This is a genomic window from Vibrio sp. 2132-1 (assembly GCF_033344315.1).
Map to the genome: position 1 here is coordinate 116,192 of NZ_JAWPON010000001.1, position 22,973 is coordinate 139,164.

A 22,973-nucleotide genomic window follows, 5' to 3' on the forward strand; every position below is an offset into this window, starting at 1 on the left:
CTTAAGGTTTAAGCTTTCACAAGAGTCGCTGCGTTACGCATCGCTTCTTTCGTTGAACACTCAACAACGTTTGCTTTTGCAAAGCGGTGAGCGTCTTTTACTTGGATATCGTGAGCTAGAATAACCAGCTTCGCGTTTGCTACATCTAGGTCAGTGATGCGGTTCTGGATACCGTTTTGACCTTGAGTTTCTACTTTGATTTTCAGACCAGCTGCCGCACCTGCTTTCTCTAGTGCTTTCGCTGCCATGAATGTGTGTGCTACGCCAGATGGGCAACATGTTACTGCTACGATGTCGTACTCGCCTTCGCCTGCTGCTGGAGCCGCTTGAGCTTGTGCAGGTGCTGCTTCAACGATTTCGTCTTCTGCTTCTTCTTCAGCAACTGGTTTCCAGAAGCCAACGATAACTGCTGTTGTTAGTGAGCCTAGTGCGATACCCACAACGTACATTGGGATGTTGCTTGATACAGGAGCTGTGATTAGACCGCCCCATGGTGCGTGTAGTAGTACGTCTGTTAGGAAGCCGAACACACAGCCAACGATACCGCCAGCAACGATTGAAGGAAGAACGCGTACAGGGTCGTTTGCTGCGAATGGGATAGCACCTTCAGAGATACCGATAGAACCCATGATTGCTGCTGCTTTACCTGCTTCTTGTTCTTGCTTAGTGAACTTCTTCTTGAATAGGAATGTTGCTAGCGCCATACCTAGAGGAGGCGTACAGATTGCGATACCAACACCACCCATTAGCCATGGTTGAGTATCAACTTGAGTTTGAGCGAATAGCGTTGCTACTTTGTTGATTGGACCGCCCATATCGAAAGCAGTCATACCACCAAGAATCGTACCTAGAACCACTTTAGAAGCGCCAGCCATAGAAGCTAGGAATTCGTTCATAGAAGCCATGAAGATCTTGATTGGCTCACCGATACCCCATAGAACGATACCTGCAGAGATAAGCGTACCTAGTAGAGGGTAGATGAAGTAAGCGCCCAACGCAGTCATGTTAGCAGAAAGAGGGATCTTCTTAAGTTGGAATACCACACCACCAGCGATGAAGCCCGCTACGATACAACCAAGGAAGCCGCCGCCCATGTCAGCCATGATGCCAGAAGAGATCATCGCTGGAGCTAGTGCTGGTTTGTCTGCAATTGAGTAACCGATGAAGCCACCAAGAATAATTGGGAACAGCACCAGACCTTTAATACCGATATTAGAAATATCAGCCAATAAACCGTCCGCAGGAACCGTACCTTTACCTGATGCCATTACCGCTAGCGCCAGTAGTACACCACCCGCAACGATAAATGGAAGCATGTGAGAAGTACCGAATAAAAGGTGACCTTTCATGGTACTTAGGATTTTTTTGAAATCGCTATTATTACTAGCTTGAGCTGTGATTGTACTCATAATTTCACGCCTTATGAATTAATTAAAATATTTAGTATTTGGTTTTCGTCTTTTGCGTTATGAATATCTTCAATAAACTCTTCGCTAAATTTACCGAATAATTCTTGAAGAACATAAATATGGTGGTCGGCACCGTTATCTGGTGAGGCAATCATGAAGAATACGGTCGGTTTGACTCCCTCTTCGTCGCCATACTCGATGCCTTCGCGCTTTACGCCAACAGCGATTGCAGGCTCTGTAACCGCTTTGCTTTTTGCGTGTGGGTAAGCGATGCCGTCCATTGAAGTTACGCTTAATGCTTCACGCGCTTCGATGTCGGTTAAAAAAGCCTCTCTGCTGCTGATTCGATTATTTTCGAATAGCATTTTCGCTAGCTCTTCAAAGACTTCTTTTTTATTATTAGCTTGAAGGTTGCCTTTAATTAAATTGACGTTTGTTAGTTCTGTTATCATTTTTTGACTCATTGGTACTGAAGTAATGAGGCAAATTTAATTAATGTTACGGTTTTCTGAAATAGTAAAAAAAATCCAATAACTATATTTTTGTATCACACAAGCTTAAGTGTGATTTAGCTCTCCAATATATCAATATAAAACTAGGATGAATGAATATCAAAAGCCAATAACGGCGGTTATTGGCTGAACTATAAAATGTAACAGTATGAAGGAAGCTTAATTAGCGTTCACTAACTGTAAGCGCGCACAACACGACCTTCACAATCCAAAGTGACCTGTTTTGCGTAAGCCGGAATGAAAACAGATTGTCCTTTTTCAACCACGCATGTTTCGCCGTTTGCGTGAGTTAGCACAAGCTTGTTATCCAGAGGCATAAGGATTTCTGCGGTTCTTACATCAAGTGTTCGTTGGTTGGCATGCTTTACAATCGCGAATTTGAAATCGTCGACGGGAATTGGGTATTCCAACATGTCGTTGTTTTCGATTGGTGCAAGCAGTAGGGTGTCGAATGGTTTTTCTTCGAAGCGTGTGCATGCAACGAGTTCTTTTACGTCCATATACTTCGGTGTTAAACCTGCGCGTAGTACATTGTCTGAGTTCGCCATGATCTCAAGACCCGTCCCTTTCAAGTACGCGTGTGGCGTTTCTGCATCCAAGAACATCGCTTCGCCTGGTTTCAGCGTGATAACGTTGAGTAGCAAGGGCGCAAACAAACCAATGTCGCCCGGGTATTGCGTTTCTAACTCCAAGATCAGGTTGAACAGAGGTAAGTCGGTGATGCGAGCTTGTGCCAATAGCACCGTCAACGCCATCTCTTTCTGTTCGCCTTCCAGTGACAATAGACCGGAGAAGAAGCTCGCCAATCCTTTGGAAGTTTGATTGTCGATAAGGTCATCCACCAAGCCTTGCAGCTCAGGAATCGCCAGCTCAGAAAAGAAGCTGATGATTTCACTTGTTGGGCGGAAGCCATTCATCGCTTGGTATTCGGTTAGCGCGTAAACCAATTCTGGTTTGTGGTTTGGATCTTTGTAGTTACGGTTTGCAGCGGTTAGGGGAATGCCTTGTTTTTCTTCCAGTGCAAAACCTAGTTCTGCTTGTTGCTTGTTTGGGTGCACCTGAATCGACAGCGCTTTCTCAGCGGCAAGCACTTTAAACAGGTATGGAAGTTCACCAAAACGGTTTGCGACTTCTTCACTCAGAAAAGCATTCATGTCTTGAGCAATCAGTGAAGAGAGTTTGGTCTCCTTGCCGTTTACCATCACCACTGAGCAACCGTTTGGATGCGCGCCCATCCATACTTCTGCTTGTGGTTCGCCCGTTGGGTTTTCAATGCCAAACAGTTGGTTAACAGAAGTAGTACTGCCCCAAGCGTAGTTTTGAATCACGTTGTTCATCAGGAAAAACGTCGGATGCGCAGCTTGAGTTTGAATCGTTTGTGTATCGGACATCGTTAAATCAGACATAGAGTGTCACCATGAGAGAAAATCATGGCTTGGGCGACATTGCCCAAGCCATAGAAGCCATTTGGGGGAGGGGGGATTAAGCAGCTGCTTGCATCATTTTTGCTTTACGTACTTTCTTCAACGTTACACACGTTACTGCGGTAACCGTTGCGCCAGCTGCCATACAAATCAGAGCAAGGACTGGGTGGTTCATCGCGCCAAGTAGAGCGACCACGGGACCGCCGTGAGCAACGCTGTTGGTGATGCCGAATGAGAACGCCATTACTGCCGCCACCATTGAGCCAAGTACGTTTGCAGGAATCACTGACATTGGATCTTGCGCCGCGAATGGAATCGCACCCTCAGAGATTCCCACCAGACCCATTGCACCTGCTGCTTTACCTGCTTCGGTTTCTGATTCTTCGAACAGGTCGAACTTACGACCAAGCGCCGTTGCCAGTGCCATGCCTAGAGGAGCAACAGGGATTGCACACGCCATCGCACCCATAAATTGAGTTTGACCGCTCGCAATCATGCCCACAGAGAATAGGAATGCGACCTTGTTGAATGGACCACCCATATCGAAGCCAGCCATACCACCAAGTACGATACCCAGTAGAACGACGTTACCTGTACTCATGCTAGTGAGTAGCGCAGTCAGACCGTCCATTAGGCTTGCGATTGGCGCGCCGATAACGAAGATGAAAAGACCAGCGATGAATAGCGAACCTGTGATTGGTGCGATCATGATTGGCACCAAAGGTTGGATGAACTTGTGGTAGTTAATCGACGTAATCCACTTCACGAAGTAACCCACAAGCAGACCGGCGATGATGGCACCGATAAAGCCTGTACCAGCGTCTGCGCCATAGAAAGAACCATTATTTGCAATCCAACCACCGATCAAGCCAGGAGCTAGAGCTGGGCGATCAGCAATCGCGTAAGCAATGTAACCGGCAAGGATTGGGATCATCAGCGTAAAGGCAACCACACCGACGTTGAGGATTTGGTTCCACATGCTGCCTTCAGGAATCGCCATACCCGCTTCACTTGGCTGACCGCCTACAGCAAGAGCAAGGGCAATCAACAGACCACCGGTTACGACGAATGGGATCATGTGTGATACGCCATTCATCAAGTAGCGATATAAGTCAGAACGAGCTTGAGAAGCTTTGTCGGCAACCGATGCTTGCGTATTGCCATTGGAATCAGCTTGGTAGGTCGGTGCGTTTAACGCTTCATTAATCAGTCCTTGAGCATCGCGGATTGGGGCTTTTACGTTGGTTTTAACCACGCGTTTTCCCGCAAAGCGGTTCATGTCGACTTGTTTGTCACATGCCACGATGATTGCGTCTGCACGCTCGATTTCTTCTGCGGTTGGGCTGTTTTTCACACCGATTGAACCGTTCGTTTCAACCTTGATTTCGTAGCCCATCGCTGCTGCGCCTTTCTCTAGCGCTTCTGCTGCTAGGTAGGTGTGAGCAACGCCCGCAGGACAACCGGTAACACCAATGATGAAACCTTGGTTTGCTGGAGCATCTGTCACTGGTTGCGGTTCTTCTTTAGCAAGAAGGAGTGCCAGTGCGTCTTGGCTGTTTGCTGCGCCTAAGAACGCATCGATGAAACCATCTTCAATCAGTTTTGAAGACAGTTCTGCAAGTACTTCGATGTGGTGGTTATCGCCACCGTCTGGAGAAGCGATCATGAAGAACAGCTTTGAAGGTAAACCGTCTTCCGCGCCGTACTCGATACCTGATTTGCTTACGCCGATCACAACCGCCGGTTCAATCACAGCGGCGCTTTTCGCGTGTGGAATTGCCACGCCATCTTCAAATCCGGTATTTCCTAATTCTTCACGTGTTTTTATATCTGCAAGAAATTGTGTTTGGTCAGAAATACGACCTTGGGCATGAAGAACGGCAACCAGTTCTTTAAATACGTCTTCTTTTGAAGACGCTTTAAGATCAAGCTTAATTAAGTCTTCATTTATTAGTTTGGTGATCATTGTCGAACCCCTATAAATATAATTTTTATTTCAGGGGTATTTTTAAATTACTGAGAAAAAGACTGTAGTGAAGAAAAAATGCATTTACTGGAGGATTGTAACCGACTAACTATAGTGTGATTTAGATCGTTCACTGGACAAATCTAGCTGCATATCTGTGACATGATGGATAAGAAGCTAAACGATAAGTAAAATGTGGCTTTGCTCCCATTTGAAAAGGGATTGAGTGTTGTTGATAGAGTTTTTGTTACTGGAGATTTGATACGTTAACTGGATTTTTGTAACATTAAAATGGAAGTGTGATTTTGCTCAATAGCACAAAAGTCCAGTCCGGTGTATATCTATAGTAAATAGCATCATTGATGCATATATAGAGTGTGAGACAATGATTTTTCATGATTTAATTTCAGCGGTATTAAATGAAAGAGAGCCATTTCATAATATTTGGTTTGCAGGAGATTTTCATACGCCGCCTGAATTTAGCTATCAAGTTAATTTCCCTCGCCTAGAGTTAGTTCTGGATGGGGAATATATTAATGAAATGGAAAGTCATGATCGAAAAGTAACGCACATCGTTGCTAAAAAAGGCGACGCGATATTTATTCCACCTAACTGTTGGAATAAACCAGACTGGGATACCGATTGCTCAGTGTTAAGTATTTTGTTTGGGCGTCGACAACTTGGGTTAAGTTTGGTGAGCAAACGCAAAGGTGAGGCAAACTTTTACGATATTCAAAAGCATAGCATCCAAACACGCTCAGGATTTGCGATAGATAACATCTTAGAAGCGTTGAGCTCACTGGCTCGTGAGAATACTAAAAAACCAATGGATGAGCTTTTACTGCAAGCATTACTGCAATACGCGAAGACGATGTTGGATGCACCAGTCGAGCAGCAGTCACATAGCCGTGTGCAAGATCTCTATCAAGGGATTTGTATCTACATTCAAGAGAACTTCCATCGCCCAATCACGCGTGACAGCATTGCGTCGAGATTCAGTATTTCCTCGAACCATTTGTCGCGCTTGTTCCGTCAGCAGGGGCACATGACCTTGGCAGACTACATTACTTGGGTACGCGTGGATCGTGCGAAGTTTATGCTCAAGAAATACAACTTCAAACTCAATGACGTGTCAGTGCGCTGTGGATTTAAAGACGTGAACTATTTCTGCCGAGTATTTAAGAACCGCACAGGCAGAACGCCGACGGAATATCGTGGTTCGATTTAAGCCTTCAGTCAGAGTGCGTAAATCATAGAAAAGTTTAGGCGAGCAGCCTCGACATGGCGTACATCAGCAGCGCTTGTAAGTCGACGCTGCTTTTTGTTAGTAGTAGGCGTTCCGCCATTTGATCGGTAAGCAGATTTCGTGTGAGATTAGTGGCCGCAATGATCTGTTCTCGGGTCGGCTTTTCTGGCATCACCAGTGCTATAGCCAGATGAACATCACCCATCTTTGAAGCCCAATCCATCGACTTGTCATTTGCAATAACGGCAATGGAAATATGGTCAACACCTGAAAACATCACATGCGGTAGAGCGATCCCCGGAGTCACGCAAGTTGATGAACGTTCTTCACGTTTAATAAAAGCAAGGATCAGTTCGTCAGGATGAATAGGGTGGATCAGTTGAGCTAATCCTTTAAGACATTCAAACTTGGTGAGCTCGGTATGTGCTTTGGCGTAGTGCCATTTGATTTCACAAGGTGGGCAAATTTGCGGTAAACGCTCGGCCAGTTGGCTAGAAAACTCATAGTTGATATGAGATCCCACCACCGTAAAGTGTTCAGCAATCATGTCTTTGATGACGAAGCAGGCCAGCTCTGCGTCAATGCCAATCGCTGTGATTTGACACAAATCACCTTGTTGTAGACCTGCTTGCAAAATCGCCACGGACTTGGTGAGTTCCGCAACACGATTTTGCGTTACATTAATGATATGTAAGGTACTTTTGAACTTCTTTGCCACTCGATTGAGTGGCTGAGCAAGGTGCGCACTGGCATTTGCATTATCGACGAAAAAGGTGATTTGGTATTCGTTCATCTGCAAATTTAGTCGCGGCAGTGGACGAGGAATACTTTGTCGACGTTTAGCAAAACCTCTTCAATGGGGATTTGAATTTTGCGCGTCCCTTCGAATCGGCCAGGTTGTTCTATCTCAATATCCGACACAATCAAAACCCGATCCGCTTGAGCGATATCGTGAGGAGTGAGCTGATTTTCTATCCCCATCGCACCTTGCGTTTCTACTTTAATTTGCACGTTATGTTTTGGCGCAGCTTTCATTAGTGCATCTGCCGCCATATAAGTATGAGCGATGCCTGTAGGGCATGCTGTCACCGCTACGATTTTCATGTTCTATCCATTTTATTTTTTGTGGATATTAGCACAGCCACCGCAGATTTAATTGATTTGAGCTGGATTAACGCAAGAGCTCTATCACAGTTTGAATCTCATGTTACATTAATCCAGTTAATGCACTTTTAGTCCTATATATCAAAGGGTAGGCACTGGTTAATCTATGCCCAAATAAAATGAGTAGGAACGCATACGAGCCAGGGGATCCTGTATCTCAAACTCACTTGGGTATATATTCGAGCGTGAATATTGGAAGGTAAAACAATGGACATCACAAACCTAATTGAGCTGGAAACGATATGTTTAGATCTAAAAGCTCAAACCAAAGATGAAGCGCTCAAAGAGCTGGTCGAGATGCTAGAGGCCGCCGGCAAACTCAATAGTCAAAGCCAGTTCTTGGCAGATATCTGGAAACGAGAAGAGATCGGTAACACAGGATTTGATGATGGTATTGCGATCCCTCATGCCAAAAGTGATGCTGTAGCGAAACCGGCTGTCGCGGTCGGGATCAGCCGTAATGGGATTGATTATGGCACCGAAGATGGCGAGCTGTCCGATGTGTTTTTCATGCTGGCGTCTCCAGATGGTGATGATCATCATCACATTGAAGTATTGGCACAAATTTCCACCAAAATTATCGAAGACGGCTTTGTTGAAAAGCTCAAACAGGCTCAATCGCGAGAAGAAGCGCTTGAGATGCTGACTGATATTCAAACCCAATCCAATGAATTTCTCCCAACTTCTTTAGAATTTGCATCAGAACCCCTGAGCCCTTGGGCGCAAAAACTTGGTCGCATTAAAGAGCACTTGCTGTTTGGCACATCCCACATGATCCCGTTTATCGTTGCGGGCGGTGTGTTGTTGTCGTTGTCGGTGATGATCTCTGGTCACGGTGGTGTACCACAAGAGGGCATTTTGGCCGATATTGCTCAAATGGGGATTGCTGGCCTGACATTGTTTACTGCCGTTCTTGGCGGTTACATTGCTTATTCCATTGCCGACAAGCCGGGCCTTGCGCCGGGTATGATTGGATCTTGGATTGCGGTCAGTCATTACAATACGGGTTTTTTAGGTGCAATTGTGGTCGGCTTTTTTGCTGGCTTTGTCGTTTGGCTATTAAAGAAAATTCAGCTACCAGACAGCATGAGTTCGCTTGGCTCGATTTTTATTTATCCGCTAGTGGGGACGTTTGTTACTTGCGGCGCGGTGATGTGGGTGATAGGCGCTCCGATTGCCAGCGCAATGACCACCATGAACGAGGTGCTGACGGGCATGGCGGGCTCAGGCAAAGTGATGCTCGGAACTGTGCTTGGGGCCATGACCGCGTTTGATATGGGCGGCCCAATTAACAAAGTGGCGACGTTGTTTGCTCAAACCCAAGTGAACACGCAACCATGGTTGATGGGCGGGGTCGGTATTGCGATTTGTACGCCGCCATTGGGTATGGCACTAGCCACGTTTTTGGCGCCGAGTAAATTTAAGCGAGATGAACGCGAAGCGGGGAAAGCCGCAGGTATTATGGGGATGATCGGCATCAGCGAAGGTGCGATTCCTTTTGCCGCTGGCGACCCTGCACGAGTGTTACCCGCTATTGTGGCGGGTGGCATTGTCGGTAACGTGATTGGCTTTATGTTCCACGTAATGAACCATGCACCGTGGGGCGGTTGGATTGTTCTCCCTGTTGTGGATGGAAAAATTGGTTACATCATCGGCACGATTGCTGGTTCTGTTACCACCGCGTTGATCGTGATTGCACTAAAGAAAACCGTCACAGAAGATGAGAGCTACAAAGGTCATTCTCAAGTATATGGTTCTGTTCAAGGCGAAGGTGAGGCGGATGTTTTGGCGGTTACATCTTGTCCATCAGGTGTGGCACATACGTTCTTAGCGGCGAAGTCATTGGAAAAAGCAGCTTGTGCACTCGGCATTAAGATTAAAGTCGAAACCCAAGGGGCGAATGGCGTCATCAACCGAATTACCGAGAAAGACATCAAGAAAGCGAAGTTTGTGATCTTTGCTCATGATGTCGCGATCAAAGAACCGGAACGTTTTCGAAAAGTAAAAGTGTTGGATGTCAGTACTAAGGATGCCTTGCTTCATCCCATTGCTTTATTGCAAAACAAGAATGAATAGCTATCTTTTAGTTAGCACTTTCTTCGTTAAATTTACTATATATTTGGTCGACTAAGTCGGTAAACTGGCTCCAATTTGGACTATCGAGCACTACCTCAGAGTAGTACGATCTTGAAACCAGTTTGGCCATGGATGACATCTCTAATCAACCGTGGTTCTCTCACTTTCTGGATTGATGAAGAAGCCATTCGCAAGTGGAAGTAGAATAAGCAAGGTAAACGTGGTAAACCTTGTCAGTTCAGAGGTTTAGCCATTATCACTGTGCTTATAGTGAAACGAGTTTTCTCAATACCGTTGAGAACATTGCAAGGGTTTATCGATTCTGTTTTTTTCATTGGCTAACGTCCCTATAGCCTGTCCACATTACAGTTGTATCAGTCGAAGAGCTAAGCAAGTCGAGGTTTTATTTAAACCAAAGACTAGATGTGTAATATATCATCTAGCCCTCGATGCGGCAGGTCTCAAGGTCTATGGTGAAGGTAAACGGAAGGTCAAGAAGCATGGACTGGCGGGAAGTGTAGAGTCTGGAGAAAATGGCATTGAGCTATCGATACCAGCACTTACGAAATCGTTGCGGCAGAACTGATTTTATCTAATGTTACCTATGCAGAAGTCCTCCCTTACTTGCTCAAGCAAACAAGTCGTAAAATCATAGCGATATTAGGTGATGGCGCTTATGACACAGGGGATTGTCACGATGTCATACGTATCCAAGTGTAAGTGGAAAAAAACGATACGGCTACCATAAACGCTCACTATCAGAGACAGCAATGTATCGAGTGAAGAAGTTGTTAGTTGAGCGGTTAAGCCAGAGAAACTACAATGCTCAGGTTGATGAAACTTACGCCATGATTAAAGAGTTGAACAAACTTACAGGGTTTGGTATGCCTGAAACTCAGTGTGCTGTATAAGAATTGCTCAACTTCAGGCAGTTTGGTGCTCTGACCGAATTACGCAACAAAGACCCGCTTGGTTCTAAAAGCACTCGTCTGGACTACCGATGTGAAGAATATGAAGAGTTAGCTAAAACAGAATCAAATAAATTTAACCGAGGAGAGAAAATGAATCGAGATATAGGCTTATAGGTTTCGCCTAGCTATTTAACAAAGTATTTAATATTGATTCGAAACACGTGGCATTACCAGTTAAAATTGAGTTTAGTGTTTACGGTGCAATGGATTTGTTCTGATCCATTGATACTGAATACTCTCGTAAGGGACTTTTTCCATACTTTTAGTCATTACGCTTGGCGTTGGTGCAATGCTATGGAATCACCATATCAGCACGTTAGAAGCCTGGACTTTGATTGGTGGATTCATGCTTTTGATTGGTTGGTCAATCTGGAGCGCACTACGCTCAAAGGGAGACTACTTAGAGCAATAGATGGGCTACGAACTGTCTAGCCAACGTATGTCACAGAAGTCTTCCATTTTCTGGCTGTTTACAGGGTTAGTGTTACTGATTATCAGCTCGCGCATTTTGGTGTGGGGAGCTGTGGAAATCCCACAACAACTCGGTGTCAGCGATTTATTGATTGGCCTAACTATTGTGACCTTAGGAACGTCGTTACCCTAATTAGCGGCATCTATAGTGGCGGCTCGTAAAGGCGAGCATGATATAGCTGTGGGTAATGTGGTAGGCTCAAATATGTTTAACTCCTTAGCAGTCATCGGTATTGCGGGCACCATTACACCTATTGCCAATATTGGTGCTGAAGTCTTCTGGCGTGACTGGACATCGATGCTTTTTGTCACGGGATTACTGTTGTTGACCGCTGCTCGTTTTGGCAAATCACAGACAATTTCTCTCAGTGAGGGCGTTGTTCTGTTGGTGTGTTATTTGGGATACAACAGTTATCTAATCTATGGAGCGCTTTAATACATAAATATTGAACAGTGAACTTATTGAGTCACGCAGTAACTATGGAACACATTACGGTTTTTTATGATACGCATTAGGCACTCGTTGTGCTGATCTTGCAAAATACGCTCTTGACAATTTTATCTTGGCTTATGTGGTATCCAAGCTCGTCAACCTCGGGATATTTAAAAAGACAGACAAAGTCAGTGGTGGAGATGAAATTATCGCTCGCTGTCTCAAGTGGCTTCTTATGCGGTTTGTTTAGTCGCACTTGTAGATGTTGCCAGTTTGGTAGCTTTAGTGGGGGCAGCGGGTTTAGCGATTGGTTTGGCTCTGAAAGGCACCCTGAGCAACACTGCCGCAGGTACCATGATTTTATTTCTGAAGCCGAACAAAAAAGGTGGGTTTGTTGAATTCGGAAGCTGCTCAGGTAGCTTGGTTGATATTGGTTTATTCACTCCCGTGTTTTAGACGGCAGATGGCCTTTACATTTCTAGTTAGTACAGTGTTATTTGGAGCTCAACTGTTTGTAATTTTAGTCATAGCAACAAACGTCGTATGTATATCATGGTTGGTATCTCTTACCAATATTTAGTCGAGGTCGGGTTGAATGTACTTAAAGAACTGGCGTTATCCCAAGCGCATATTATTAAAGATCCTGAGTCTCAAGTAATTGTTCGCATGCTGGCTGATAGTTAGATTGGCCTCCAGCTTTGCGTCTGACGTCCAACGGATAAATACTGAGAAACCTATTGGTCGGTGCAGAAGCAAGTGAAGCTAAATATCAATACGGCTGGGTTAGCTATATTCCTTTTCCCGCAGAGAAATCTTTACATGAAGTGGTTGTACAGTAATACTGAAGGTAACTTTCTTACCTATGGTTTTTTAGTAAACTGTCGGGTTCACAAAAATATCAACTTATGGTTCCTTTAAGTGATATCAACAAATGGTTGCTTTTTGAGTAAGCTATTGAAGTGAAAGAAATCGTAGATATCACTTTATGGTTGTTTCGATAGGAGGTTTGAATCATTATGAGCCGTAAGTAGCGCTCTTTTTGTCTCAGTTTTCTTAGCGGCGATGTATTCGTGTATACATGCAACGGTTTTTAGAGATAGGTTGGAATATTAGTCGAAATTTGAAACTGTAAACGCGTTTTTGGGACTAGAATTAAGTGTCATGAAGATAATATTTGTCATTATCTTCAAATTCTTGTGAAGAAAGAACCAGTTTGGAAACCAGCTTAATGAGTATATACCAGGTAAGAAACCTCAATCGTTACTTTAAAGTTCTTGAGCATGATCCGTATCAGAGGGCCATAGATGCGGGCGATGATGACCTGTTGAATAGGCTTTTCAATGAGCCAGTAAGAGCAGAGGGCTTGTCTGATGTTTGGGTAGAAGAGAGTGTTCAATTTACGGCTCACTACAAGACATCGGTAAAAAAACCTGACATATCTGTTTGGGGAACGTGTTTAGTGCTGACGCTGCGAGCGGCTGAAGTGCTTAAACCATACATTGAAACAGATGGTGAGTTTTTACCTATAGTGATTGATGGTGAGAAGTTTCAGGTTTTCAATGTCATGAGTTTTGGAGAAGAAGACCAGGAAAATACGAAACACGAGTATATTGATGAGCATCCGGTTGGCTTGAAGTCGCTTAAGTTCATCGAGTTGAGCGTTGCAGATAAGTACGTTTTCAAGTCGTTGATGGAAGGATGTGCGTTGCTTTATTGCGATGACAAGCTAAAGAACTTGTGTAATGAGCATGACCTGCGTGGTGTCGAATTCGATCTCGATCTACTAGATGTGTTCGACTACTAGTATACTAGTAAGCCGTTTCATTTTTATTGTCTCGTAGTTACCAATTGATTTTTTCTATGACTACTTAGTAATACTAGTTATGAGTTTCTTTTATGTAATAACGTTTATGGTTGAATTTCTGAGTTTGAAACGTGATGTCACAAAGTATCAATTCATGGGTATGTAAATAAAGATTAGAATCATTAAGAGCCGCATGTAGCGGCTCTTTTTGATCCTGAAATTGGTTAGTGGCGACAGACTACGAAGCGTTCAGAGGGTTGCGAGGACTCGCTTCAGATAAATGAAGAAAGAGCGAATCGAAGTGGCTGTTGTTACCTATTTGACTGCTCATACCGTTGCCATTCCGCTGTTAACTCTGCTTTTTCTTTTCTCGCTGCAATCAGCATTTCTATATTTACGTCAGTGTTTGGGTGCCTTTGAATGTATCGCTCGTAATCAACCGGAACACCATTGATGTGCAGTTCAAGATGTAAATGCGGCCCTGTTGTTCTTCCTGTGTTACCCGTTTTCCCTATCACTTGTCCTCGGCTGATCTTCTCTCCAACATGGACGTTGCGCTGAGATAAGTGTAGGTAGCGTGATACAGAGCCATTTGTGTGGCGGATATTAATGTAGTTGCCTGCAAAACGGTTGTAGCGGGACTTTAAAACGATGCCATCAGCAATACTACGAATCGGTGTACCTACAGGTGTGGCATAATCAGTGCCTAAGTGCGGAGTCGTTATATTGGTCACTGGATGTGTTCGCTTTAAGTCATAGTCAGAGCTCACTCTGTAGTTTTTATCAAAGGGTGAAGAAAACATGAACTGATTATTTATCGACACACCATGCTCATCAAATACGTTACCGTGACCATCATTGATAATAAATAAATCAGTTTTACTGCCTAAATAGTAAAAAGAACTAATGTAAGTTTCATTTTTACTATTTAATTTAGTTCTTAAGATAAAGTTATCACCTCTTTTAATAGAGTCAATAATATTAAACTTGCTTTTGATAAGTGCTAATAGCAAGTTGATCTCTTTTTGACTCACTCCTGATTTTAATAATGAAGCGACAAAAGAGTATTCAACAACACCGGTAGTGATTTTTTGCCTACGAGTCTTCTTTTTAATTGATGGCTGCACATTCTCACTTTCGAATTCTAAAGGCTTGATGGTAGGTAGCCTATCAACAGGAGTGAGTAAGTAGTGAGAAAGCGATACGCTAATCAATATGATTAACGCAGTAGTGATAAGGGCTACGGTAGGAGCTTGCACACTTCTTTTTATTATTAAAATAGTCATTAGTTTTGTTGGTTTATCAATACTGACAGTTGTGCGTAGAGTATAATATTTTAAATAAAAACTAGCATTAAAGCATGAGTAATTCCTCTGTTTTAACTAAGTTAATAATTATAGGATGTAAAAATAATTTTAATAATTCAGTCAAAGTGACGGTTGGCTTGGTGTTTATGCCTATTTTGTTGGTGTTAATGTCACGTTGAGAAAATATTTTTCAATAATATAATCTCGGGAAAATATATTTTGCCAAATTACTATGTTCGCTAAAAATACGCTGAAATTAACATTAGGTCTTACGCTTACATCTCTTTTATTGAGTGCATGTGGTGGTGGTGATGGAGGAGACAACACACCTCCAGCTAGAAGCAAAGGAAGCATTTCCGGTATGGTGTTTGACGCCCCAGTCAATGGCGCCAAGATTGAGGTTTTCGAGTTCAAAAATGGAAACTTAGGTCGGAAGTTGGCTAACACGACGTCTGATGCCTTCGGAAACTATCTGCTAGAGTTTGAATCGTCGTCAATGCCTCTTTTTGTTGTTGCAAAAGAGGGGAGTTATACCGATCCGTTTACAAATGAAACGGTATCTGTGAGCAATGCGAAGACACTTAAATTTGAAGGTGTTGTGAACTTTAAAGAGGGGAGTGAGCAAAAGTTAATGCTTACTCCGCTGTCGAACTTGGCAGCAGGCTTGGCAAAGTACAAAATTTCTCAGGGGGCCACAGATGAAAGTGCCTTTTCAACCGCTTTGGGTAGTATCAATAGCATGTATGGTTTTGACGTAAATGAGACCAAACCTATTGATATTACCAAAGGTGGGCAAAGCAGTTTTGCTAGTGCTGGGCATCAATACGGTGCTTTATTAACAGCATACTCGTCTTACTCTTACGATCTTATAAAAAAATACGGCAACAGCGATAACGTCTACACTTCGATGCACTTCGCTGACATCCAATATCGGGATGTTATTGCAGATGGTGTTCTTGATGGTCTTGAAGTGAGCAAGACTTCAGGAGCAGTGACTCCCCTCAGCTTTGGACAGAAAAAGATAAACAGCGACGTTTACACACGTGACTTATCTCAGCACGTTTTGATCGTGGTAAACGACCCAAGTATCAATATTTCTGGTACTGATGCTGCCGACTATGTCGACTTTAGTAAGAAGCTTAATGACTTAGGTACATATGGCAGTACAGATGGCATCATTCCACCGCGAGATGGGACGGAGATTGATACCACAGCGCCTATCGTGACACGCATTGACCGTGATGTACTTGCAGGCACCGATAAAGTTGACCTAAAAATTGTTGATGATATCGGTGTAGAAGACGTATCCGCCTTTATTCAGTATCAGATTAATGGCTCTTGGTCTGGTGAATTTCAATGTAACGACATACAAGATTTTGGAAGCACATTCTGTTCGGTTGAATTTGATGATTTTGAAGTTGGCCTTCGAGAGACCAACGTTAAAGTTAACATTAATACTAAAGAGATCGATAGTGTAGATATGAACCCTGCCACAGGGCTCTCAAACGTAACAGCAGCACGGTTAGTCTTATATACAGCGGATGTACTGGGTAATGAGTTAATTCCAGGCAGCCATTCGGGTCTTCATATCAACTTTGAATGGGATAACGATGCGCCTGTTATCGATATTACATCGGCGAGTGCAATTAATAACCAACTTAAAGAATACGTTCTGAAAGGGGTTGTAAAAGAAAGCTCGCAAGAGATTAGTTCTGTCAGTATTTCATTTAAAGATGGCTTACATGAGGGCGTCACATGTTCTCCTGTCACTGTAGAGTCTGGAAATGCTTGTGAGTTTAGTAAGGCTTACCCAACTGATGAATTCCTATCTACGACGGTCTTTGAGGTTCGAGCGAAGGATAGCAAAGGCAATACGGGCTCTGCGCAGCATGCAGTAAGTCGTGACGATCAAGCGCCAGCACAGACGATAACCTATCCTGAAGGTACGTCAATGACGTACGTAAATGTGGGTTTAGATGGTGAACGAACCACTTACGATGGTATCTACTCTCAAGATACGTACACCCCAGACAATGTTCAAGCAAGCCGCGATTTCCTGAAGATTGACTATGCGTACGCAAGTTTAGGGATTCAGAGCTCATTAAAAGGGATAGATTTTAGTAACTTCAACGCTAATTTATTGAAAGAGAATAAAATCCCTTATGTTCGTGTGAAAGTATCAGACGTAAATACCGATACGGTTTTAGGCTCCAACGCTAATAAGCTAAAGCTCGTCGTCAAGTACTACGTAAGCCAAAACAACGATAACAACTACTCACTTCAGCAAGTTATTGACACAACCGCATCAGATGACGATTACATCGCAAAAATTCCGCACGAAACGCTGTTAGATAGCAATGGGCGAGTAGAGGATGTCATCTATTACATTCCTTTTGTAAGAGATATTTTGGGTGACAGCTTTAAATCGGTATCAGAAAACAGTAGTCAAAAGTTAGTCATTCAAACCGTCGATGAGTCTGATAACGAAAGCACTCCAAGAGAAGTATATTTTAGAAGTAGCTTTGACCTACCAACCATAAAAGTGGTGACACCATTTATTGGTGCGCGAGCTCAACTTGAAGGGTTGAGCCCAAGTGGTGAATTCACTTCACTTGCAAGTTGTACCACTATCCAGCAACTGGAAAGTGACCAGTCTATGGCTCTTGACGTAGCGAGCTGTGAAACCACAACTGACGTAGTGAATTATGATTTCATGCGTGTTCGTTTAATTGGTATCGAAGGTAGTGAGCCATACTATTACCAATGGAAAAGAGATCCAGGGACCAAGAAAGTAACGGTTGACTTAAACAAGGCCAATATTGGTGTGTATTTTAAGCTCAACGGTTCTCAAACTTACTATATTACTGAACTATCGACATATCAGACTGGTTTGTTTGATTTCCAGTGGGATCAAGTGACAGCGGGAGAGAAAACTTCAGAACGTGCGATTCAAATTCTTGATGAGGTGCGCTACGCGTTATCAGGTACGAATAACAACTCATTCTTTGGGTTTGATCCAACGGTTGTGTCTTATGCAACCAATGAAATGCTTACGACTAAAGCGATTCCAGACAAGCCATCAAATGACTATCTACACCGATTCCTTGTTGAAGCAATTGATAGTATTGCCGAGAGAATGCCAAGAAATAACTCATTAGATTTTGCATCTGCTATTTACGATGATTTTAGCTACGATGGAAAAGCAAATGGTATAGGGGCCGGAGGAAGTCAAGTTACGCTCGATTCTTACACGTTTGGCGCTGAAACTTACCGAAAAGATCTGGCGCAATCCTATTATGAAATCATGGCGAGCAAATACGGTATTGAGACCAATATCGCGCAGCTCTATGCTGATGATATTTCGATGGCTAATCCTGACTTAAATGGTAAGAACATTTTTGATACAGAGGGTAGCAGTATCGATACCTTGCCGCCGCAGCCAAAATTAACCATTGAAAGCGGTAGAGAGACGATGGTTGGTAATAGGCTTTATATCGCTGGCGAGGTTGTTTCTAAAATTGTCCTAGACGATCCTTCTGGTATTGTAGGAACCGACGCTTACGGTCCGAAGTTTAGCACGATGTGGTATCAAGCTAATGAGCCAAATATCGAAATACCACTGGACATCAACATCGTAGAAAACTCAGACAGCAGCAATGCTTATCGAAAAGAGTACTTCTTCACCCTTAACTCCCAGTCTAGTGAACTAAAAGATATTATAGAGTTTGCCGTGGAGACCAGTGCTATGGACCCACATGGCAATGCGTATGGTTACAATGGTAAATCTCCGTTTATAGAATCGGTGTTTATTGATAACGACTTCCCTAAGGCCAGTTACCTTCCACCGAATGATGTCGATGGTAAACCTGTAGAAAACGGTATTTATTTAAATGCGAACAATACTCATGAATTAACCTTCAAGGTTGAGGATATTGTTGGTGATAAGCTTGCCTCGAGGGGCCTTGTTTTCTACCAGCAAACCGGTGAAAAAGTAACATATACACCAGAAAACTTTGCAAGTAACTCGAAAGACGCGTTTAAAGTCAAACTATGTACGGGCGAGATTTGTTCAAATCAAGGCTCTACGATTTATCCTGGTGATGGAGATTGGTTAGTTGTTGCAGCAGCAGAGGACAACTTAGGTAACTCCGTTTCAGAGTTAACTAGCACCGCTCCGAGATTCAATATTCGTATCGACTCTGAAGCCCCTATTGTAAAAAGTGAGCAGGTTCAAAGCCGTTTAGGTGGTAATAACCAATGGACACCTGTCATTGATTGGGGGACGTTAAGCTCTGGCAATAACGTAAAAATAGATTTGCGCCGCGGATCTGGTCAGGCTCTGACATTAGAAAGCTGTGACCCTCTAACAGAGGCGTGTGACGTACCATACCTAGTTGGTGAACAGCCTGACGTCAAAGTCCAACTGGTTTCAAAAGCATTTGATTACGATGAATGGAATGAATTTTACGTCACTGCGACGGACAACGCTTACCCTGCCAATGTCAGTACAACAGGGAAATTCACATTCCAAGTCGATAACAAAGGCCCTGAAATCATCCTAAATACACCTTGGGTTGAAGACACATTGTCCAAAGAGAACTATGTCATAGGGCGTGAGTTCAACGTGCGATTTAAATCCGTAATAGACGATTCAGACCTTGAGCAAGTCTCGCTGTATCAAAGTGGTAAAGATTCGCCAATTAAGACAATTGTGCCAACGGATTCATCTAAAGAGTTTGTCATGTCTCTTATCAAGAGTGACACAGATAAAATAGACATTTCTGAAGATGAAAAAACAACGTCATTGTATGTAAAAGCAACCGATATTTATGGTTTTGAGTCTAGTTCTAACACGCACAAGGTTATTCTTGATCGTGATGGACCAACATTAGGATTAAGTGGTTTCAATGCGAATGACTACTACTTAGGTAACTATGTCTTTGACCTAACGGCGCTAGACCTAAATGCAAACGGTGATGTTTCAATTAATGGCGTAAATCGAGAAAGCCTAGAGTATTGGACGTTTAGCGATCTGGAACCATTACCTGGCTCTCCCGGTACAAAAATCAATGAGGATCTCAAAGTGAGCCTTGGTGATTTAGGTACGGGTACACACAAGGTTCGTTTAAAAGGGTCTGATGTTCGTGGCAACACAACCTTAACCAGTGATGAGCAAGATTTTACCGTCAAAGTGTACAACTCAATCCCGCAGGTGACGCTGGCGATGAGTTACACGGATGGAACGCCAATTACAAACAACACCATCTATCAAGATGGGAATATCGTACTTACGCTTGATATTGTTGATGATAGTGGCGTTGATCGAATTGACTCAACGTATAGATTCTCTGGAGAGCAAAACGGGACTAACTTTACGTTCTCAGAAACCGCAGATGGCACTTGGACTGCAACGTTGCTTTCTACACAAATTGCCAAAGATGGTAATTATGAACTTGATATCAAAGTTTATAACAAAGTTCGTTACCTTGATGAAAAAGACCGAAAGGTTGGAAAAGTAAACCAAACCTTTAGCGTACAGCGTGAAGGCGTGGTTCTAACGGTTGAAAGCCCGCTGGACTTCCAAAATTACTTATCTGATGGTGTTCTTGATGTCACCTTTACTACATTGAGTGCGGTCAAAGCCAAAACGTTAGAGTGTTGGGTTCGTGAAGAATACAACTCTCTGGATACGCCACCAACTAATGAGCAACCAACTTCTGGTGTTATCAACGTATCGCAAGAACCTTACAGTTGTAGTGTCAATGTTGGGCAAAACATGACCAAAGCACCTGTTACTTTGATCACTAAAACCTTGGGTACAAATGGGCGTGAAACGATCAACAAGTTCAATTTCTCGATGGTGGATATTGATGCACCGACAGTCGTAGATGGTAACTCATACAGTTTTAAAGGAAGTGATGTTTGGTTTGATGAAGCTTTGAAGAAGAAGATGCTCACATTTGAGCTCTCTTTCAATGATGCTTTATCAGGCGTGAATACCGAAAGTTCAGATGAATATCCAAAGTTGGTTCGTAATCTTGGCAACAAAGCTTATACACCAACGACTTGTGCCAAAGGTGTTGGAAATATCAAGTGTACGTATTCTGAATCCTATGCCGATATTATTGATGGCCTGAGTACAACTCAAGAATACAAAATCAAGAACTTATCTGATTTAGCAGGAAACTTGACGCCAGAGCACGATCTACTGCTTGAATTACCTAAAGGTTCGGTAGTCGTTGAAATTACTGATCCGGTTGGAAACACAACCATTAATGGTCAGCAGCTTGTCGCCAAATTCAGAATTAAGCTGTATGAAAACTCTAGACTAGACAATGTGATGGCCAGGTTTGGAACGGAATCCTACAACTATAAAGATAATCCGGAGAAGTTTGCACAATTAGAGGTGTGTGCAGATGATCCAACCTACAAGTGTTCAACATTTACAAGTGAACTTCCTAGCGATGCGGATGGAAAAACGATCAGGACAACGATTACCGCAACGGATGTGTGGTCGAGAGTCGGTGAAGCGGCCGTTGATATTAAAGTTGACAACACACCTCCAAGTGTTGGCGATGAGATTATCGTAACCGAATCGCCAACAAATCCTGATAATGTTCGTTTTCGTTTTGACATAACGGACACTGGTAGCAGCCTGGCAAAAGTAAACTACTCGGTTTTAAACCCGAGTTATCAAGAAGAAAGAGTAGAGGATGGGAATGGTTCATCTACGTACTTTGAACTATCAAAATCTCAGCTAGAGGGGCGTGGTTCAATCACGGTTGATATCAAAGCGACAGATAGCGTCGGACTGTATTCTGATATCAGAAAAGTCATTGATATTAGTGTTCCTAAAGTCACAGTTGATTTCGATGGAATTACGAGTTTGCAGGGTGGGAAACTGTTTTTAACCAAGGCGAGCCAGCCGTTTACGGTATCTACGGTGGAAGGAGAAAGAGTGAAAGCTTCACAATATTCTGTGGAGCTTATTCCAAGCCTCGGTGATTCCTTGCGTTACTCAGGTGATGTTATCTCATCTAGTGGTAATGGAATGATGAACTTTGCCGTCGATAACCAAGGGGCATATACCCTTAAGGTGACGGTGACGGACTCAGTTGGAAGAGAGAATACAAGCTTTGAATTACTAGGCAAAAGTTATGATGGACAAGTGATCGAGTCTATTGTTGATTATGACGCTCCAAGTATTTCGGGCTTAAGTGCTAATCAAACCTCTAAGGTGCCGACAAACGATAAGTATCAACTAGAAATTAGTGCATACATTACAGATAAAAATTTAAATCTCGTCACGTCAAAAGCGGTGAGTGGTGGTAGCACAGTGGCTCCTCAAGCGATTACTGAGCCGACAACCGAAGCGGGGCCTTATGTCATAAGCTATTTGTTACCGAAAGGCGATCATACGATCACGGTGGCAGCAACAGACAAGGTGGATAACAAGAGTGAAAGTTCTATTGACGCGCATGTGGAAGCGGCAACCGTTCCCGGGCTAAGTATCTCTACCGCCTCAAGCGCCCCTCTTTTTGGAGGCGAAGAGATTACGCTTGCGTTTAACTTTACAGAAGAAGTTACGAACTTTGATATCTCAGATGTCCATCTTGTCGCTAGTGATAACGGCGCAACAGGAACGTTAAAGCAAGATACGTGGTCCACTTCAGACAACGTTACGTGGACGGTTAATTACATCAGTCCAGAAAAGCAAGATAAAAACATAACAATACAGGTAGAGGACGATAGCTACCAAAGTACCAACACCATTCCTGGAAAAGGAAGCAGCTTAAGTATCGCGGTTGAAGGAACCTTACCAAAACTAACCAATGTGACATTTAACCCCGAGCATCAGAGTGCGGGTCAAAGCGTGAATGTATCGCTTGAGTTTGACAAAGAGATCCAAGAGGCGACCGCTACGCTTGGCGGCAATCGCATTAGTTCTCTGTCAGCAACGGCAGATAAAAAGGTCTGGGTTGGTGATGTACAAGTTCCGAGCACCGCGCTGTTAAGTGTCGACTTGGTTGTTAGTCAATTTAAAGATTTGACTGGCAACATAGGTGAGGATAACACCGCTCACGAATTACCGATCACGCCAACCTTAGCCATCACGCCAGTGGGCAATGTGGATGAAACGCATGCCGCCACGCTACAATTCGAAGGCACGTCGACACGTTTTGACGGTCA

Annotated in this window: 13 protein-coding genes and 2 pseudogenes; 8 read left to right on the plus strand and 7 right to left on the minus strand. The window is 43.4% G+C overall.

The features are described from left to right. Positions 1–8 precede the first annotated feature (8 nt). The 4 genes from R8N47_RS00490 to R8N47_RS00505 form a co-directional block, all read right to left on the minus strand. Entirely contained in the window at positions 9–1,409 is a 1,401-nt protein-coding gene (locus tag R8N47_RS00490) for a fructose-specific PTS transporter subunit EIIC (RefSeq protein WP_318070358.1), read from the minus strand. A gap of 11 nt (positions 1,410–1,420) precedes the next feature. After that, the gene (locus tag R8N47_RS00495) at positions 1,421–1,861 is read right to left on the minus strand and encodes a PTS sugar transporter subunit IIA (RefSeq protein ID WP_318070359.1); all 441 of its coding nucleotides are present in this window, start codon (positions 1,859–1,861) and stop codon (positions 1,421–1,423) included. Positions 1,862–2,094: 233 nt separating this feature from the next. Beyond that, complete coding sequence (gene manA, locus R8N47_RS00500; RefSeq protein WP_373921468.1) at positions 2,095–3,312, minus strand: mannose-6-phosphate isomerase, class I; 1,218 nt, start codon at positions 3,310–3,312, stop codon at positions 2,095–2,097. Between the two features lie 91 nt (positions 3,313–3,403). After that, complete coding sequence (locus R8N47_RS00505) at positions 3,404–5,311, minus strand: fructose-specific PTS transporter subunit EIIC (protein WP_064354835.1); 1,908 nt, start codon at positions 5,309–5,311, stop codon at positions 3,404–3,406. A gap of 385 nt (positions 5,312–5,696) precedes the next feature. Here R8N47_RS00505 and R8N47_RS00510 point away from each other — a divergent pair, with 385 nt between their 5' ends. Continuing rightward, positions 5,697–6,539 carry a helix-turn-helix transcriptional regulator gene (locus R8N47_RS00510; RefSeq protein WP_006742228.1) on the plus strand — a complete coding sequence of 281 codons (843 nt, stop codon included), beginning with the start codon at positions 5,697–5,699 and terminating at the stop codon, positions 6,537–6,539. 34 nt (positions 6,540–6,573) lie between these two features. Here R8N47_RS00510 and R8N47_RS00515 read toward each other — a convergent pair whose 3' ends face one another. Continuing rightward, positions 6,574–7,350 (minus strand): PTS sugar transporter subunit IIA, encoded by a 777-nt coding sequence (locus R8N47_RS00515; RefSeq protein ID WP_005499695.1) that lies wholly within the window; start codon positions 7,348–7,350, stop codon positions 6,574–6,576. A gap of 8 nt (positions 7,351–7,358) precedes the next feature. Further along, positions 7,359–7,661: a PTS fructose transporter subunit IIB gene (locus R8N47_RS00520; protein ID WP_005463048.1), complete on the minus strand. Its 303-nt coding sequence runs from the start codon at positions 7,659–7,661 to the stop codon at positions 7,359–7,361. A 267-nt stretch (positions 7,662–7,928) separates the two neighbouring features. On the opposite strand from R8N47_RS00520, the gene R8N47_RS00525 reads away from it, so the two are divergent. From R8N47_RS00525 to R8N47_RS00545, 6 genes and pseudogenes are all read left to right on the plus strand, one after another. Continuing rightward, positions 7,929–9,797, plus strand: coding sequence for a fructose-specific PTS transporter subunit EIIC (locus tag R8N47_RS00525; protein WP_064354834.1), 1,869 nt, complete (start codon positions 7,929–7,931; stop codon positions 9,795–9,797). Between the two features lie 132 nt (positions 9,798–9,929). Then, positions 9,930–10,708, plus strand: a pseudogene (locus R8N47_RS00530) (IS5 family transposase). Between the two features lie 316 nt (positions 10,709–11,024). After that, a pseudogene (locus R8N47_RS00535) lies at positions 11,025–11,675 on the plus strand (sodium:calcium antiporter); the annotation flags it as partial. 222 nt (positions 11,676–11,897) lie between these two features. Beyond that, entirely contained in the window at positions 11,898–12,128 is a 231-nt protein-coding gene (locus R8N47_RS28810; protein ID WP_372059718.1) for a mechanosensitive ion channel domain-containing protein, read from the plus strand. Positions 12,129–12,215: 87 nt separating this feature from the next. Beyond that, the gene (locus R8N47_RS28815) at positions 12,216–12,356 is read left to right on the plus strand and encodes a hypothetical protein (RefSeq protein ID WP_372059719.1); all 141 of its coding nucleotides are present in this window, start codon (positions 12,216–12,218) and stop codon (positions 12,354–12,356) included. A 544-nt stretch (positions 12,357–12,900) separates the two neighbouring features. Beyond that, positions 12,901–13,476 carry a hypothetical protein gene (locus tag R8N47_RS00545; RefSeq protein WP_064354833.1) on the plus strand — a complete coding sequence of 192 codons (576 nt, stop codon included), beginning with the start codon at positions 12,901–12,903 and terminating at the stop codon, positions 13,474–13,476. Between the two features lie 311 nt (positions 13,477–13,787). Here the strand turns inward: R8N47_RS00545 and R8N47_RS00550 are convergent, their stop codons facing one another. Continuing rightward, complete coding sequence (locus tag R8N47_RS00550; protein WP_064354832.1) at positions 13,788–14,762, minus strand: peptidoglycan DD-metalloendopeptidase family protein; 975 nt, start codon at positions 14,760–14,762, stop codon at positions 13,788–13,790. A gap of 253 nt (positions 14,763–15,015) precedes the next feature. Here R8N47_RS00550 and R8N47_RS00555 point away from each other — a divergent pair. Continuing rightward, on the plus strand, positions 15,016–22,973 hold a 7,958-nt coding region (locus R8N47_RS00555), incomplete at its 3' end, for a hypothetical protein (RefSeq protein WP_318185843.1).